Consider the following 16382-nt stretch of genomic DNA (forward strand, 5'->3'; position numbering starts at 1 on the left):
GTCTGCCGGGGGGTGAGGCCCTCGGGCCGTCCCGGCGGTCGGTTACCGTCGTGTCCGGTTCATTGCCTATGTGACCGGCTGTCCGGAGCATCGGACACGGTGATCGTGCCGGACCCGTCCGGCCCCGTGATCACCGACCCGAAAGGATGATTATGGGACTCGCCGCGATGACGACGACCGCGCGGGGTATGGCTGCGACGGTCAAGGTGCTCGGACGGGGTGAACTCGGCCGGTTCACCGGCGGTGACCGTTCCGAGGTGGGGCGCTTCGAGAACGAGCTGGCCACCGCCATCGGTTCCCGGCACGCGCTCGCGGTGAACAGCGGCACCAGCGCGCTGGTCGCGGCCCTGGTCGGCGCCGGTGTGGGCCCGGGCGACGAGGTGCTGGTGCCCGCCTACACCTGGGTGTCGACGGCGGCCGCCGCGCTGGCGGTCGGCGCGGTCCCCGTGCTGGTCGAGATCGACGAGTCGCTGACCATGGACCCGGCCGACCTCAAGGACCGGATCAGCCCGCGCAGCAAGGCCGTGCTGCCGGTGCACATGGGCAACCACGTCGCCGACATGGACGCGATCATGGAGGTGGCGGCCGCGCACGACCTCGTCGTGGTCGAGGACGCCTGCCAGGCGATCGGCGTCACCTACCGCGGCCGCCGGGTCGGGTCGATCGGCCACGCCGCCGCCTTCAGCTTCAACCAGCACAAGAACATCCGCTCCGGTGAGGGCGGCGCGCTGATGACCAACGACACCGCGCTGTTCGAGCGGGCGTCGATGTACCACGACGTGGGCAGCTACGAGCGGCCCGGATTCGCGGGCTCGGACGCCGACCTGATCGTCGGGGTGAACCTGCGGATGCCCGAGCTGTCCGCGGCCGTCCTGCGCCCGCAGCTGGCCGCGCTCGACGCGCAGATCGCCCGCCGGAACAAGCACCGCGGGATCGTCCTGGAGGCGCTCGCCGGGCGGCTCGGCCGCGGCGTCGCGCCGGTGCTGCACCACGATCCGGCGCACGCCGCCGGGCTGGCGCTGACCTTCGAGTCCGAGGCCGACGCGGTCGCGTTCGGCGAGCACCGCGGGGTGCACCGGCTGATCGACACCGGCCGGCACGTCTACACCAACTGGCGCTCGCTGCGGGCCCGCAACCCGATCCACCCGGCGCTGGACCCGTACGCCGCGGTGGACGCCGAGATCGACCACGGCCCGACGGCCTGCCCGCGGACGCTGGAGATCCTGGCCCGGACCTGCGCGGTCGACCTGGCGCCGGAGCTGCCGTCGCCGGCGTTCCGGCTGCTGGCGAAGAAGATGGCGGGCTGACCGGCCGGGTGACCGACGTCCTCGATCCCGGGCCGCTCGACGCCTCGGACCCGCTCGCCGGGTTCCGGGACCGGTTCGCGCCGGCCCCGGGCGTCGTCGCCTACCTGGACGGGAACTCGCTCGGCCGCCCGCCCGCGGAGACGGCCGAGCGGCTCGCCGCCTTCGTCCGCGACGAGTGGGCGGGCCGGCTCATCCGCGGGTGGGACGAGGGCTGGTGGACCTCGCCCACCGACGTCGGCGACCGGCTCGGCGCGCTCGCGCTGGGCGCGGCGCCGGGGCAGACGGTCGTCGCCGACTCGACGACGGTGCTGCTCCACAAGCTGGCCCACGCGGCGGTGCGGCTGCTCCCCGGGCGCGACGAGATCGTCACCGACGCCGGGAACTTCCCCACCGACCGCGACGTCCTCGACGCGGTCGCCGCCGAGCGCGGGCTGACCGTGCGGCGGGTGACCACCGACCCGGCCGGCGGGATCACGCCCGAGCACGTCGCCGGGGCCGTCTCGGAGCGGACCGCGCTGGTGAGCTTCAGCCACGTCGGCTACCGGTCGGGCTGGGTCGCCGACGCGGCCGCGATCACCCGGGTCGTCCACGACGCCGGCGCGCTCGTGCTGTGGGACCTCTCGCACTCGGCGGGGTCGGTCCCGCTCGAGCTGGACGCCTGGGGCGTCGACCTGGCGGCGGGCTGCAGCTACAAGTACCTGAACGGCGGGCCGGGCGCGCCGGCGTTCGGCTACGTCCGCGAGGGGCTGCTGGCGGAGTTCGCGCAGCCGGTCCGTGGCTGGGTGGGCCGGGCCGAGCCGTTCGACATGGCCGCGGACTTCGTCCCCGCCGCCGGGATCCGGCGGCTGCTGTCCGGGACGCCGCCGGTGCTGGCGACGGTGCCGCTGCAGGTGTCGCTGGAGATGCTGGCCGAGGCGGGCATCGACGCGGTCCGGCGCAAGTCGCTGCGGCTCACCGGCTACGCCCTGGACCTGGCCGACGCCTGGCTGGTCCCCCGCGGTGTCACCGTGGCCTCGCCGCGCGACCCGGCCCGCCGCGGTGGGCACGTCACGCTGACCCGGCCGGGGTTCGCCGGGCTGCTGGCGCCGCTGCACGCGGCCGGGGTGATCCCCGACTACCGGGCCCCGGACGGGCTGCGGATCGGTCTCGCGCCGCTGTCGACGTCGTTCGCCGAGGTGCACGCGGGGCTGTCGGTGCTGCGGGAGCTCGTCGAACTCTGAGCGTGCGCGACCGGAGCGGCCCGGGCCGTGCGCGACCGGCGCTGCCGGGTCGCAAAGTGCGGACCGCCGTCGTTCAGCCCACCGTCGCTCAGCCCGCCGGGGCCCGGCCCGCCGGGGCCGGCACCACCTGGACGTGGCCGTCGCGCTCGCGGGTGCCGCCGACCGTCACCGGGACCTCGTGGGCGAACCCGGGGCCGCGGGTGACGAAGGTGTGGAACTCACCGTTCTCGCCGCACGGGTCCACCCCCTCCGGCAGGGCGGCCAGGAGGTCGTGGTCGAACGGGCGACCGGCCAGCTCGGCCGGGACCCGGGCCGGGTCGACGGCGACGACGACCGCCCGCAGCCCACCGTCGATCATCTCCCGGGCGAGCTCCGCGGTGCCGGCCGTGCCGTCGGACCGCCACAGCGGGAACTCCCCGGCGACGCCGGTCCCGTCGAGCACCGACTCCCGGAACGCCCGGACGTCGGCCAGCGCCAGGTCCCCGCAGACCAGGCGGGTCACCCCGGCGTCCCGGGCGCCGGCCAGCGCCGTGCGGACCGCCTCCCGGTAACGGACGTCCGGGCAGCGCGGCGGCAGGACGACGCGGTGCAGCGGCAGGCCGAGCGCGGCCGCCTGCGCGGCGAGCAGGACCTCGGGAACCCCGTGGATCGGCACCTCGGCGGCGCCGTCCACCGCGCCCTCCGGGACCGAGACCGTGCACAGCAGGCCGGTCACCCGCAGGCCCGACGCCCGCGCCGCGGCCAGCGCCGTCGCCGCGTCCTTGCCCCCGGACCAGCTCACCCAGACATCGGTCACCGCCCGACCGTATCCATCCCGATGCTGCCGATCCGGAAGGGTCGGCCCGCTCGTCCCCCGCCGCGGCCCGGTGGGCGGACGGCGGCCCCGGCGCCGTCACCGCCCGCGCCGCACCGCGGCTACCGTTGCCGACGTGTCCGCACGCCCCGACGACTCCACGGTGACGGCCTGGGCGCTGTCCGCCGGAAGTGGCGACCGGGCCGCGCTGGCGTCGTTCGTGCGGGCCACCCAGCCCGACGTGCACCGCTTCCTCGTGCACCTGAACGGCCCGGCCGACGCCGAGGACCTCGCCCAGGAGACCTACCTGCGGGCGCTGCGCTCGCTGCCGTCGTTCGCCGGGCGGTCCAGCGGGCGGACCTGGCTGCTGTCGATCGCGCGGCGGGTCGCCGCCGACGCCGTCCGCACCGCGGTGCGCCGCCCGCGGGTGCGTGACCTGGGCGAGGCCACCCAGGACGTGCTGGAACGCGCGCTGCCGCGGACCGGCGTGCACGAGGCGGTGCTGCTCCGCGCGCTGATCGAGGACCTGGCGCCGGACCGCCGGGAGGCGTTCGTGCTGACCCAGGTCCTGGACCTCGGCTACGCCGAGGCCGCCCAGGTCTGCGGGTGCCCGGTCGGCACCATCCGGTCGCGCGTCGCCCGTGCCCGCGAGGACCTCGTGACGGCCCTCGGCCCCGGAACGGCAGCCGGCCCCGCCGCGCACATCGCGCCGGGCTGACCCGCTCCGCGCGCGGCGCCCGGGCCGCGGATCGTGACCGACCTCGCAGCCGGGAACGGCCGGGAACCGCGGCGCCCCCGCCGACGACCACTCCTGCGCACCACACCGCCGTCGCTCCCCGCTCGGCTGCTCCACCAGGAGGACCCGTGATCTCGTCCCTGCCCCTGGCGATCGCGCTGACCGCGCTGTTCGCCGCCACCGGTGTCTACGCGCTGCTGCGCTGGTCCGAGGCGGTCGCGGCGGCACACCCGCCGCTGCGACGCACCTCCGAGCTCGCCCACCTGCTGATGAGCGCGGCCATGGTCGTCATGACCTGGACCTGGTTCGGGACGACGGCCGAGTGGGTGCAGATCCTGCTCTTCGGCGGGTTCGCGGTGTGGTTCGCGGTGATCGCCGTGCAGCGGCGACGCCGGCCCGCGACCGGGTGCCCGGGCGCGCCGGCCCACGCGCTGATGGCCGCGGCGATGGCGTGGATGGTCGCCGCGATGCCGCTGATCATGCCGATGCCGATGGAGGCGTCGGCGTCCGCGGGTGGTCACTCCGGGCACGCCGGTCACGGCGCCGGCCACGAGGGGATGACGCACGCCGCCGGGCAGGCCGGCTGGGCCGTGGCGGTGACGGTCCTGCTCTGCGTCGCACTGCTCGGGGCCGCCGGGTTCTGGGCGGCGCGGGCGCTGGCCTCCGGGGCCCGGACCGGCGACGACGCGACCGCCGCCGTCCCCGCCGCACGCTCCGCCCTCGACGACACCGGCGAGACCCCGTCCGCGGGCGCCGGCGACACCCCGGCCGCGTGCGCCGGAGCCGGCCCGGACTCCGCGTCCGGAGCCGCCGGAGCCGAGCGGGCGTCGGCCGGGACGGGCGCCGTGGCCGTCGCCGAGCGGGACCGGAGCGCGACCGGCACGGCCGCCGTCGCACCGTCGGGGTTCGGGCCCCGTACCGACGCCGGCTGTCACGCGCTGATGTCGGCCGGCATGGTGCTGATGCTCGTCGCGATGGTGGCGGGCTGGTGAGCGCCGACCTGCAGCTGCGGCCCGGCGCCCCCGTCCCGCCGCCGTCCGGTGCCGGCCGGTGGCGCGGCCTGCGCCCGCTGGTGCTGCGCCTGCACTTCTACGCCGGCCTGCTCGTCGGACCGTTCCTGCTGGTCGCGGCGATCACCGGGCTGCTCTACACGGCCACCCCGCAGCTCGAGCGGTGGGTGCACGCCGACGCGCTGACGGTCCCGGTCTCCGGGCCCGAGCGGCCGCTCGGCGAGCAGGTCGCCGCCGCGGTGGCGACCCAGCCCGGGCTGGAGGTCACCGAGGTCCGGCCGTCCCCGGAACCGGGCGCGACGACCCGGGTGTCGTTCGACGCCGACCTGCCGCCGAGCTACGCGCGCACCGTGTTCGTGGACCCGTACACCGCAGGGGTCGCGGCCACCGAGGACACCTACGCCGAGTGGCTCCCGGTCCGCGGCCTGATCGACAACCTGCACCGGTCGCTGCTGCTCGGCCCGCCGGGCCAGGTCTACGCCGAGCTGGCCGCGTCCTGGCTGGCGGTGCTGGCGCTGTCCGGGCTGGTCGTCCAGGTCACCCGGAGGGTCCGTTCCCGCCGGGAGCGGGTGCTGCCGCGCGCCACGGGCTCGCCCCGGGCCCGGCTGCGGTCCTGGCACGGCGCGGTCGGGCTGTGGGCCTCGGCGGGGTTCCTGTTCCTGGCCGCGACCGGGCTGACCTGGTCGCAGTTCGCCGGGTCGAACGTGAGCGCGATGCGCCAGGCGTTCGACTGGACGACGCCGTCGGTGAGCAGCACCCTGCCCGCCGCGGCCCAGGCGACCGCGGTGCCGGTCGCCGAGGTGCCGCCCGCGGAGCTGCCGGACACCGCGCAGCGGGTGCTGGAGACGGCCCGCGCCGACGGTCTCGGGGGTCCGGTCGAGATCGTGCCCGGCGGGGCCGGGGAGGCGTGGACCGTCGGGCAGGTGGTGCGGTCGTGGCCGTCGCAGCAGGACTCGGTGGCGGTCGCCCCGGCGACCGGGGAGATCACCGATCGGCTCGCGTTCGCGGACTGGCCGGTCGCGGCCAAGCTCGCACGGTGGGGCATCGACGCGCACATGGGCCTGCTGTTCGGGGTGGCCAACCAGATAGCGCTGGCCGCGCTGGCGGTCGCGCTCGTCGTCCTGGTGGTGTGGGGCTACCGGATGTGGTGGCTGCGCCGGCCGACCCTGCCCGGCAGCAGGCTCCCCGGGCCGCCGGGATCGCGGGAGCGCCCGTCGACGGCGTCGGTCGCGCTGGTCGGCGGCGTCGCGGTGCTCAGCGGGCTGTTCCTGCCGGTGCTGGGGGCCTCTCTCGTGCTGTTCCTGCTGCTCGACGCCGCGCTGGGCGCCTGGCGCAGCTCACGACACGACGACTCACGACACGACGACGTCGAGGCGCTCCAGTCCCCGTAGCCCGTTGTTGACCATCGGCCGGGACTCCACGACCTCGAAGCGGGCGACCCGGTCGGCGAGCCGCTCCAGCAGCGCGGTCATCTCCAGCCGCGCCAGGTGCATGCCCACGCAGACGTGCTCACCGCGGCCGAACGCGAGGTGGTCCGACGGGCGGCGGGTGATGTCGAAACGCGTCGGGTCCGGGTACTGGCGGTGGTCGCGGTTGGCCGAGCCGTAGAGCAGCGCCACCCGCGACCCCGCCGGGAGCACGACCCCGCCGATCTCGTGCTCCTCGGTCAGCACCCGGGAGAACTGCGGGACCGGCGACTCGATCCGCAGCGACTCGTTGATCGCGTGCGGGATCCAGGATCGGTCGGCCCGCAGCAGGTCCCACTGGTCGGGGTGCTCGGCGAAGAGCCGGATGGTGTTCGAGATGGCCAGGATCGTGGTGTCCAGGCTCGGGGTGACGTAGTCGAGCATCATCACCGGGCACTTCTCCGGCGGGATCTCACCCCGCTCGGCGGCCTCGTAGAGGTGCGCCGCCCAGCCCTGCGGCCGCAGGTTGCCCGGCACCGCCTCGTCGGTGGCGAAGGCGGTGAACTCCTGCACGGCGGGCATCGCGGCGGTGAACCGCTCGTTCGCGGGTCCCTGGACGTTCCAGATCGCGGCCGCCCACTCCAGCATCTTGTCCCGGCCCCGGTCGGGGAGCCCGACCAGCTCGGACACCACCGCCATCGGCAGGTGCTCGGCGAGCTCGGTCGCGGCGTCGAACCGGCCCCGGCCGACCAGCTCGGTGACGATCCGGTCCGCCTCCGCCTCGATCCGCGGGGCGATCTCGCGCATCCGGTCCTGGCGCAGCGGGCGCGCGAGGACCGAGCGCATCATCGTGTGGTCCGGCGGATCACTGCACAGCGTGATGCCCTCGAGCTGGGCGTTGACCTCCGGGTCGACGAACACCCCGCGGGCCGAGGAGAAGACCCGCCAGTTCATCAGCGCGGTCCGGACCTCGTCGTACCGGGGCAGCGCGTAGAGGTCCTGGCGCGCGAGCCGGACGACCGGGCCGAGCTCGCGGAGCTCGTCGTAGATCGGGTACGGGTCGATCCGCGCCTGCTCGGAGAACAGGTCGGCGTCGCTGACCGGGACGGCTGGGGCTGCGGGCAACGTCACTGTCCTCCGGCGCCGGGGGGGTGTCTGCCCGCCGATGTCTACCAGTCCCGCCACCCGCTCGCCCGGGTTCGCGGTGGGCTCTCAGGTCTGCCGGGGGGCGTCGACCGCGTCCCGCAGCCCCGCCAGCCAGGCGAGGTGGCTCACCAGCGCGGCCCGGCCGGTACCGGACAGCCGCAGCCAGGTCCGCGGCCGCCGCCCGACCGAGCCCTTGCGGATCTCCAGGTAGCCGGCGTCCTCGAGGGTGCGGCTGTGCTTCGAGACCGCGGAGTCGCTGACCCCGACGAGGTCGCGGGCGGTACCGAACTCCACCCAGTCGGCGCCCTGCAGCAGCGCGCACAACGCCAGCCGCGGTCCGGTCTCGAAGATCGGGTGCCGGACGCCCGCGGACCCGCCGGGCGCGGTCACGGTGTCACTCGGCCGGCCGCGATGTCGTCGCGCATCCGGGCCCGCACCCACATGTTGCCGAGCACGATGAGCACGGCCACCGGGACCAGCACGACGAGGGCGACGACGCGCTGGCCGTTCCCGACCAGGAGGTGGATGGAGGCCAGACCGGCGAGGGTGACCAGGAAGACCAGCGGCCGCACCCGCCGGGCGCCCGGGTACGCGCGGACACTGCGCGGCAGCGCGACCCCGGACCGCCGGCGCCGGAGCACCGCCCAGGCCGCGGCGGCCGCGGCGACACCGAGCAGCGCCCACTGGACGCCGGGAAGACCGCCGGGCAGGAACGAGGCCCAGATCGGGATGCCGGCCATCAGGACGAGCGCGGCCCCGGTGACCACCCAGTAGGAGGTCGGGAACCCGGCGTGCTCGGACAGCGCGCGTCGCGCGGCGGCGACCCGGGCGAGCTCGGGCGTGTCGGACACGGCATCTCCCATTGCGCACACTCTCCTATCCGCATCAACTTTCTACATGGAAAGCGTATGCGAGATCGCCACAGAGCGTCAACCCGACCGCGCTGCGGGGCGCTACGGGCAGCGCGCGCACGGAACGGGTACACCCGTCCGAACGTCCCGACCCCCGCGAAGGAGCCCGCCCGTGTTCCGCTCCACCCCCGCTCCCTGGACGACCGCCGACATCCCGCCCCAGCAGGGCCGCACCGTGGTCGTGACCGGTGCGACCAGCGGGCTGGGCCTGGAGACCGCACGCGCGCTGGTCGAGGCGGGCGCCCGTGTGGTGCTCGCCGTGCGCGACACCGACCGCGGCGACGCCGTGGCGGACGGTCTCGGCGGCGCCGCGAGCGTGCGCCGGCTGGACCTGGCCGACCTCACCTCGGTGCGCGAGTTCGCCGCCGGCCTGGAGGGCCCGATCGACGTGCTGGTCAACAACGCCGGGCTGATGGCCGTCCCGGAGGCCCGCACCGCGGACGGGTTCGAGATGCAGCTCGGGGTGAACTTCCTCGGCCACGCCGCGCTCACCGGCCTGCTCGCGGACCGGATCACCGACCGCGTCGTGACGCTGTCCAGCGCGGCGCACCGGATCGGCCGGATCGCTCTCGACGACCTGAACTTCCAGCGCCGCCGCTACGAGCGCTGGACCGCCTACGGCCAGTCCAAGCTGGCCTGCCTGATGTTCGCCTACGAGCTCGAGCACCGGTTCGTCGCCGCCGGGTCCCGGCTGCGGTCGGTGGCCGCGCACCCCGGTTACGCGGCGACCGACCTGCACTCGCGCACCGAGTCCGTGCAGGACACGGTGATGGCCGTACTGGTCCGGGCGTTCGCCCAGCCGGCCGCGGCCGGTGCGCTGCCGACGCTGTTCGCGGCCACCGTGGCCGACCTGCCCGGCGGCGCCTTCATCGGACCGGACGGGATCGGCGAGGCGCGCGGGCACCCGCGCCCGGTCGGCTCCTCGGCCGCCTCGCACGACCGCCGGGTGCAGCGGGCGCTGTGGGACCGGGCCGAGGAGCTGACCAAGGTGTCCTTCCCGATCTGAGAAGGAGCTACAGCTTCGAGGTGCGGGTGAAGTTCTCCGGGACGATCAGGTCGTCCCGGGTGAGCTCGTGGATCGAGCTCTTCCCGAGCCCGAGCAGCGCCTCGTCGATGCCCTTGTAGAGGATCGACAGCACGTTGCTCACCCCGCGCTCGCCCTGGGCCGCCATCCCCCACAGGTAGGCGCGCCCGATCAGGCAGGCGCGCGCCCCGAGCGCCAGCGCCTTCACCACGTCCGACCCGCGGCGGATCCCGCCGTCCATCAGCACCTCGACCTGCTCGCCGACCGCGTCGACGATCGCCGGCAGGGCCCGGATCGACGCCGGGGTGCCGTCCAGGTTGTTGCCGCCGTGGTTCGACACCGAGATCGCGGTGGCACCGGCGTCGACGGCCCGGCGGGCGTCGTCCGGGTGCATGATCCCCTTGATCATGAACGGGCCGCCCCACTGCTCGCGCAGCCAGGCGATGTCGTCCCAGGTCGGCAGCGGCGAGGTCCACCACACCCCGTAGGCACCGAAGAAGGTCGGGGCCTCGCCGTCCGACGGCGCCATGTTCGGCGTCTTCAGGTCCGGCAGCCGGCCGCTGCGCGCCCAGTCCAGCAGGTAGCGCGGCCTGGTGATCACCTCGGGCGCGAACTGCGCCATCGCCTTCAGGTCGATCTTCTCCGGGATGGGCGGGCTGCCCCAGTCCCGGCGGGTGGCGAAGGTCCAGTCCAGGGTCACGATGAGCGCCTTCGCGCCGGCCGCGCGGGCCCGCTCGGCACGCGCCAGGATGTCCTCCTTGGACCCGGCCCAGTAGACCTGGAAGAAGACCTTGTCGTGCACCGCGCAGACGTCCTCGACCGACCGCGAGGCGAACGAGGACAACCCCATCGCCGTGCTGACCGTCTGCTCCGGGTTCAGCGGGTTCTGGATGTTCGAGCTCGCCGCGGCCCGCGCGACGGCGACCTCGCCCTCGGGGTCCACCGCCTGCACCCCGGTCGGCGAGATGACCACCGGCAGGTCGATCTCCTGCCCCAGCACCGTGGTCTTCTGGTCCCGCTGCGGCGGCAGGCCCGCGATGTGCGGACGGAACCCCAGCTCGTCGAACGCGGCGACGTTGTCGGAGAGCGTGATCCCCTGCTCCGACCCGGCCACCAGCGCGTAGTACACGGACTTCGGCAGGCGCCGGCGCGCCCGGCGCTGGGCCTCCGCGACCGTCTCGAACCAGTCCTTCGTGCTCGCCATGGCTGCCCCTTCGCAGTCCGCCCGGTCACTCGGTGTGCCGATCACCGCACCGTCGGGAGCGACGGTGTCACGGGACGGCCTCCGTCCGCACCGTAGCGATTCGGCACCCGGTGCCACAATCGGCAGGGGTGATATCCCGTCCGTTCGACGGGGCCGGCACCACCCGCTCGACCGGCCAGGACGGCGCTCGCGACACTCCCGGCCGGGTCATGCGTCACCCTGTCGCCCGTTCCGCCGCACGCACACTCACGCTGCGCCACCGGGACCACCGGGACGGCCTACCCCGGATCGGGCGAGACAGGGCTCCGGACCGGGCGTTCGTGACGCTCCGCGCCCTCGATACGGTGTGCCCGCAGTCACCGGTCAGCGGGCCGAGGAGGCCCGCGGCGAGGAGGAGCCGTGTACAGCCACTCGCGGGGTGGGCACGTATCCGGTGCGACGCCGATCGCCCCCGGCGGGGCCGCCGGGTACGGGACACCGGGCGGATTCGGGGCCGGCAACCACCGGCCGATCGGCCTGCCCGGCCAGGCCCGGGCACCCGAGCCACCGCCACAGCGCCCGACCGAGGGCGGCGGGGGACTGACGGTCCTGGCCGTGGACGACGAGGAACCGGCCCTGCTGGAACTCGCCCACCTGCTCGGCGAGGACCCGCGGGTGACCTCGGTCCTCACCGCCCCGGACGCGACCGAGGCGCTCCGGATCCTGCACGGGTCGCAGGCCGACACCTCCAAGCCGACCGTGGACGTGGTGTTCCTCGACATCCGGATGCCCGGTCTCGACGGCCTGGAGCTGGCCCGGGTGCTCAACGCCATGGCCGACCCGCCCCCGGTGGTGTTCGTGACCGCGCACGACGACCGGGCGGTCGACGCCTACGAGGTCGGCGCCGTCGACTACCTGCTCAAGCCGCTGCGCACCGAGCGCCTGTCCGGATCCCTGGACCGCACCGTCGCGCTGCGCACGGCTCGCCGGACCGACCCGGGCGGGCCGGGTGGGCACCCCGACGGACCGCCCACGCTCCCCCCGGGCACGCCGGTACCGCACGCCCAGCCGCGGCGGGGCGCTCCCCCGGCGCCCGGCACCGACGACGAGGTCGTCCCGGTCGAGCTGGCCGGCACCACCAAGCTGGTCCCCCGCTCGTCGATCCGGTTCGTCGAGGCCCAGGGCGACTACGCCCGGCTGCACACCAACGAGGGCAGCCACCTGGTGCGCATCCCGGTCTCGGTGCTCGAGGACCGGTGGGGCGAGGCCGGGTTCGTCCGGATCCACCGGGCCTACCTGGTCGCGCTGCCGCTGATCACCGAGCTGCGGATGTCCGGCTCCGGCTACGTGGTCCGGCTGGGCAACGGCCCCGGGGCGGTCGAGCTGCCGGTCAGCCGCCGGCACACCGCCGGGCTGAAGCGGATCCTGCGCGGCCGGCCGCCGCGGCCCCAGCGCGGCCCGGACGACGGCCCCGACGGCCCGATCCTCCCCCGCTGACGGCGTTCCCCGGCCGTTCGACCGCTGTCCCCCGACCGGCGACGCACCCGGGTTCGCGACACGGGGACACCGCCCGGTCACGCTCCGCGCTGCCGAACGATCTCCCGTCACCTAGCCTGGTGATCGGTGTTCACCTCCTCCGCGGTCGCAGGGTCGTCGTCCGGTCACCGGGCCACCCGTCGTGCACGGTCGCTCGTGCTGCTCGTCGTCACCCTCGCCGCGTGCGCGCTGCTCGCGAGCTGCGCGCCGGCGCCCGAGCCGCCCGCCGAGGCCGCGCCCGGCCCCCCGGCGCCACCCCCGCCGTCGGCGGCGCCGGCGGTCCCCGAACTTCCGGGCGGCGGCACCGAGCTCTTCCCCGGCCGCCGGCTGGTCGCGCTCTACGGGCACCCCGGCACCCCCGCGATGGGTGTGCTCGGCGAGCAGGACGTGACCGCGTCGATCGCCCGCGCGAAGGACCTGGCCGCGGACTACCAGCCGCTGGTGGACGAACCCGTGGTCCCCGCGTTCGAGATCATCGCGACGGTCGCGGACACCGCGCCCGGGCCGGACGGCGACTACACCTCCGCGATGAGCGTCGACGAGCTCCGGCCGTGGGTGGACGAGGCCGAGCGGGCGGGCGTCTACGTCGTACTCGACCTGCAGCCGGGCCGCGCGGACTTCGGGTCCCAGGCGCAGCGCTACACGGAGCTCCTGACCCGCCCGCACGTCGGGCTGGCCCTCGACCCGGAGTGGCGGCTCGAGGACGGCCAGCAGCACGGGGACCAGGTCGGGTCGGTGGACGCCACCGAGGTCAACGAGACCGCCGACTGGCTCGCCGGGCTCGTCCGCGAGCACGACCTGCCGCAGAAGGTGTTCCTGCTGCACCAGTTCCAGGTCCCGATGATCACCGACCGGCAGGACGTTGTCACCGACCGGCCCGAGCTCGCGACAGTGCTGCACGCGGACGGGTTCGGGACCCCGCAGGAGAAGATCGAGACCTGGAACACCCTGCACACCGCCCCGGGGCCGGACGGCCTGTGGTGGGGCTGGAAGAACTTCATCGACGAGGACTCGCCGACCTTCACTCCACAGCAGACGTTCGACGTCCGTCCCGAGTCACCGGTGTTCGTCTCGTACCAGTGAGCACTCGCGACGGTCCCACCGGGCCCGCACGGCGGGGTGGGCGGCCGCCGAGATCGTGATCACAGGAAGTACGCTCGGATGACCCGAGCGCCGGAGCAGCCGCCGGGCACGCGCCCCTGCCAGGGATCCCGAGCCCCGGCACGGGGTACCCGTCCGTGCCGACCAGTGAAGGGGGTGCCCGGTGGACCGACCGCGTGACGGCGCGCGACCGCCGGGCGGCGACCCGCGCCGTCCCCCCGTGCCGCCGCGGGGCGAGGAGCCCCGCCACGGCCGGCCCGACGAGGACGACGCCGGACGGGACGCACCCCGCTCCGGTCCCGGCCCACGCGCGCGTGGCGGGCGCCCCCGATCTCCCGAGCCCACGCCCGCCCGCCCGGACACCGGACCCGAGCGCCGGCCCGGCCCGCCCCCTGCTCCACCCGGTTCGCCCCCCGCGCCGGCGTCCGACGACCCGTGGATGCGCCGCAGGGAGCGCGACGCCGCCGCGCGAGCCGAGCGCGACGCGCCGTGGGCCTCCCGTAGCGGCCGCGAGGCCGCCGAACCCGGACGAGGCGGGCACAGCGACAGCCGTCCCACCGACATCCGGTCCATCGGCGCCGCCCGGCGCGGGATCGGCGACACCGTGCGGACCACCGCACGGCGGCCGGACACCGCCGCCGAGCGACGGCGGCACCGGGCCGGCGAGCCCGACGCGCCGCCGCAGGAGCGGGACCGCGCCGCCCGGCTGAGTGGTGAGCTGCCCGTCGTCGCGCGCCGTCCCCAGGACCGGTCCGGCCGCCCGGGGGCACCGGCCGGGGGCGGCCCGGCACGCCCCGGTGCGCGGGACGCGGGTGCGCCGCCCGCGTCGGGTACCCGTGACCCGCGCGGCGCCCCGGCCGCGCCTCCCCCGGGTCCGTCCGGTCCACCGGCGGGGCGCGGCGGTCCGCCGCCACCCGCTGCCGCCGCGCCGGCCGGGGCGCCCCCGGCGGGCGCGCCCGGCACCGGGACGGCACGGCCGCCGGGCGACCGCCCGTCCGGTCCGGCCGGCGGGCCGCCACCCGGCCCGCCCACCGAGCGTCCCGCCGCCGGCGGCGCCGAACCGGGCACCCGCCGGCCCGCCGCCGGGACACCCGGTTCCGGCCCGGCCCGGCCCGGACGGCCCGACGGCCCCGGCGACCCGGCCCGCGGGCGCACCGAGCGACCCGGCGCCCCGGCCGCGGCCGCCGCCGGGTCCGCCCGGCCCGGTCCGCCCGGGGAGCGCCCCGGCCGGCCTCCGGTCTCGCGTGGCGCGGGCTCCCGGCCCGGCAGCCCGCCCGCGGCACCGGCGGGCGACCGGCCCGGCGCGGGCACGTCGGCGCGCCGGCGGCCCCTCGACACCGCGCGGGCCTCGCTCGGCGCGGCGCTCGGGCTCACCGCGGCCTCCACCCTGCTGCCCGGCAGCGGGCACCTCGCCCTGCGACGGCGTCGCACCGGCGGCCTGATCCTGGGCACGCTGCTCGCCGTGATCGGCTCGCTGGCGATGCTCGTCCTGCTGTCCCGGCGCTCGACACTGCTGCAGAACCTGCTGTCCACCACCACGCTGACCGTCATCGCCGGTGCGCTGGTGCTGGGCGGGATCGCCTGGATCGCCCAGGTCGCGCGGACCTACGCGCTGGCCCGCCCGCGCGGGATGCCGCTCGGGCAGAAGATCCTCGGGACCGGCACCGCGGCCCTGCTGTGCCTGACCGTGGCCGTGCCGTTCGGGTACGGGGTCGAGCTGCTGAACTCCCAGCGCGGCCTGCTCAACACGCTGTTCCAGGGCGACGACGCGACCGCCGCCGAGGCGCTGGGCAAGCCACGGCTGAACGTGCTGCTGCTCGGCAGTGACGCCGGCGACGACCGGGCCGGCACCCGGACCGACACGATGATGGTCGCGAGCATCGACACCAACTCGGGCCGGACGACGCTGTTCAGCCTGCCCCGCAACATTCAGCGGGCCGAGTTCCCGCCGGGTTCCGAGGCCGCCGAGGAGTTCCCGAACGGCTTCCGCGACGCGAGCGGCCCCGAGGGCGACTACCTGCTCAACGCGGTCTACGGCTACGGCGAGCTGCACCCCGAGCTCGCGCCGCCGGGCCCCACCCGGTTCCCCGGGCTCAACCTGCTGCAGTCGACGATCTCCTACATGACCGGGCTCCCGCTCGACTACTACATGGAGGTCGACATGGCGGGGTTCTCGTCGATGATCGACGCGCTCGGCGGGGTCACGGTCAACGTCGGCGCCGAACCGGTCCCGGTCGGCGGGGTCACCGCGGGCGGGACGTACACCACCCCGGACTACTACATCCAGCCCGGCATCCAGCACCTCGACGGCGAGGACGCGCTCTGGTTCGCCCGCTCCCGCCGCGACGGCACCGACTACCAGCGGATGGGCCGGCAGCGCTGCCTGATCCAGGCGATGACCACCCAGACCACGGCCACCGAGGTCATCACCCGGTTCCAGAGCATCGCCGAGGTGACCCGGGACAACGTCTCGACCGACATGCCGCAGACGGTGCTGCCCGCGCTGGCCGTGCTCGCCGACGAGGGCTTCCGGCTGGAGAGCGTGGCGTTCGACCCGTCGCTGCCCGACCCGGAGTCCTCGACCGGGTTCTTCAACACCGCGCGGCCGAACGTCCCCTACATGCAGCAGGTGGTGCGGGACGCGATCGCACCCCCGCCGCCCCCGCCGGACCCGGCGGCGGCACCGCCGCCACAGGCGGACGGGTCCACGACGCCCGAGCCGACGGGTGACGCGACCGCCGAGCCGGAGGAGGAGCCGGCCTCGGCCGCACCGCAGTCGGTCGAGGACGCCTGCGCGGCGGTCGGCGAGGAGGACGCCGAGGGCGAGCCGCAGGGCGACGGGTCCCCCGCCGCGTCGTCGTCCAGCACGACGACCACCGGCATGGGCCCGGTCGGCGGGGTCCGGCGCGAGCACGGCTGAGCCGCCTCCCGGCCACCGGTCCGGCATGGTCTCCGGCCGGATCCGTCCGGGAACCGGGCCGGCGGGGCGACCGACGCCGCGGGCCCGCA

General features: G+C 76.0%; 14 protein-coding genes. 9 read left to right on the plus strand and 5 right to left on the minus strand.

What is annotated here, in order from left to right; translation table 11 throughout:
• Positions 1-152 precede the first annotated feature (152 nt).
• Both WIS52_RS27065 and WIS52_RS27070 read left to right on the plus strand, forming a co-directional pair.
• Positions 153-1307 (plus strand): DegT/DnrJ/EryC1/StrS family aminotransferase, encoded by a 1155-nt coding sequence (locus WIS52_RS27065; RefSeq protein WP_349301215.1) that lies wholly within the window; start codon positions 153-155, stop codon positions 1305-1307.
• A gap of 8 nt (positions 1308-1315) precedes the next feature.
• Complete coding sequence (locus WIS52_RS27070; RefSeq protein WP_349301216.1) at positions 1316-2527, plus strand: kynureninase; 1212 nt, start codon at positions 1316-1318, stop codon at positions 2525-2527.
• Positions 2528-2615: 88 nt separating this feature from the next.
• On the opposite strand, the gene WIS52_RS27075 is transcribed toward WIS52_RS27070, so the two are convergent.
• Positions 2616-3323: a Dph6-related ATP pyrophosphatase gene (locus WIS52_RS27075; RefSeq protein WP_349301217.1), complete on the minus strand. Its 708-nt coding sequence runs from the start codon at positions 3321-3323 to the stop codon at positions 2616-2618.
• A gap of 133 nt (positions 3324-3456) precedes the next feature.
• Here WIS52_RS27075 and WIS52_RS27080 point away from each other — a divergent pair, with 133 nt between their 5' ends.
• The 3 genes from WIS52_RS27080 to WIS52_RS27090 all read left to right on the plus strand — a co-directional run bounded on the left by WIS52_RS27080 (position 3457) and on the right by WIS52_RS27090 (position 6457).
• The gene (locus WIS52_RS27080) at positions 3457-4038 is read left to right on the plus strand and encodes a sigma-70 family RNA polymerase sigma factor (protein WP_349301218.1); all 582 of its coding nucleotides are present in this window, start codon (positions 3457-3459) and stop codon (positions 4036-4038) included.
• A 146-nt stretch (positions 4039-4184) separates the two neighbouring features.
• Positions 4185-5048 carry a DUF5134 domain-containing protein gene (locus tag WIS52_RS27085; protein ID WP_349301219.1) on the plus strand — a complete coding sequence of 288 codons (864 nt, stop codon included), beginning with the start codon at positions 4185-4187 and terminating at the stop codon, positions 5046-5048.
• Positions 5045-6457 carry a PepSY-associated TM helix domain-containing protein gene (locus WIS52_RS27090; RefSeq protein ID WP_349301220.1) on the plus strand — a complete coding sequence of 471 codons (1413 nt, stop codon included), beginning with the start codon at positions 5045-5047 and terminating at the stop codon, positions 6455-6457. Before WIS52_RS27085 ends, WIS52_RS27090 begins: the two co-directional genes overlap by 4 nt.
• On the opposite strand, the gene WIS52_RS27095 is transcribed toward WIS52_RS27090, so the two are convergent.
• The 3 genes from WIS52_RS27095 to WIS52_RS27105 all read right to left on the minus strand — a co-directional run bounded on the left by WIS52_RS27095 (position 6419) and on the right by WIS52_RS27105 (position 8469).
• A complete protein-coding gene (locus WIS52_RS27095) occupies positions 6419-7603 on the minus strand; it encodes a cytochrome P450 (protein WP_349301221.1) in 1185 nt (394 codons plus the stop codon). The two genes, WIS52_RS27090 and WIS52_RS27095, sit on opposite strands and share 39 nt — an antisense overlap.
• An 81-nt stretch (positions 7604-7684) precedes the next feature.
• Entirely contained in the window at positions 7685-8008 is a 324-nt protein-coding gene (locus tag WIS52_RS27100; RefSeq protein WP_349301222.1) for a winged helix-turn-helix domain-containing protein, read from the minus strand.
• Positions 8005-8469: a hypothetical protein gene (locus WIS52_RS27105; protein WP_349301223.1), complete on the minus strand. Its 465-nt coding sequence runs from the start codon at positions 8467-8469 to the stop codon at positions 8005-8007. Before WIS52_RS27105 ends, WIS52_RS27100 begins: the two co-directional genes overlap by 4 nt.
• Before the next feature lie 172 nt (positions 8470-8641).
• Between WIS52_RS27105 and WIS52_RS27110 the strand changes: the two genes are divergently transcribed.
• Entirely contained in the window at positions 8642-9535 is an 894-nt protein-coding gene (locus tag WIS52_RS27110) for an oxidoreductase (protein WP_349301224.1), read from the plus strand.
• A 7-nt stretch (positions 9536-9542) separates the two neighbouring features.
• On the opposite strand, the gene mftD is transcribed toward WIS52_RS27110, so the two are convergent.
• Entirely contained in the window at positions 9543-10757 is a 1215-nt protein-coding gene (gene mftD, locus WIS52_RS27115) for a pre-mycofactocin synthase MftD (protein ID WP_349301225.1), read from the minus strand.
• 579 nt (positions 10758-11336) lie between these two features.
• Between mftD and WIS52_RS27120 the strand changes: the two genes are divergently transcribed.
• The 3 genes from WIS52_RS27120 to WIS52_RS27130 all read left to right on the plus strand — a co-directional run bounded on the left by WIS52_RS27120 (position 11337) and on the right by WIS52_RS27130 (position 16293).
• Positions 11337-12233 carry a LytR/AlgR family response regulator transcription factor gene (locus WIS52_RS27120; protein ID WP_349301341.1) on the plus strand — a complete coding sequence of 299 codons (897 nt, stop codon included), beginning with the start codon at positions 11337-11339 and terminating at the stop codon, positions 12231-12233.
• Positions 12234-12359: 126 nt separating this feature from the next.
• Positions 12360-13355 (plus strand): hypothetical protein, encoded by a 996-nt coding sequence (locus WIS52_RS27125; RefSeq protein WP_349301226.1) that lies wholly within the window; start codon positions 12360-12362, stop codon positions 13353-13355.
• 457 nt (positions 13356-13812) lie between these two features.
• Positions 13813-16293, plus strand: a complete 2481-nt coding sequence (locus WIS52_RS27130) for an LCP family glycopolymer transferase (RefSeq protein WP_349301227.1) — start codon at positions 13813-13815, stop codon at positions 16291-16293.
• Positions 16294-16382: the final 89 nt, after the last annotated feature.

Source organism: Pseudonocardia nematodicida, assembly GCF_040105385.1.
GTDB classification, from domain to species: domain Bacteria; phylum Actinomycetota; class Actinomycetes; order Mycobacteriales; family Pseudonocardiaceae; genus Pseudonocardia; species Pseudonocardia nematodicida.

What these genes read in the sequence shown, in the direction of transcription:
- WIS52_RS27065 (WP_349301215.1), top strand. Translation starts at nt 153, where the DNA reads ATGGGACTCGCCGCGATGACGACGACCGCGCGGGGTATGGCTGCGACG.
- mftD (WP_349301225.1), bottom strand. Translation starts at nt 10,757, where the DNA reads ATGGCGAGCACGAAGGACTGGTTCGAGACGGTCGCGGAGGCCCAGCGC.
- WIS52_RS27130 (WP_349301227.1), top strand. Translation starts at nt 13,813, where the DNA reads ATGCGCCGCAGGGAGCGCGACGCCGCCGCGCGAGCCGAGCGCGACGCG.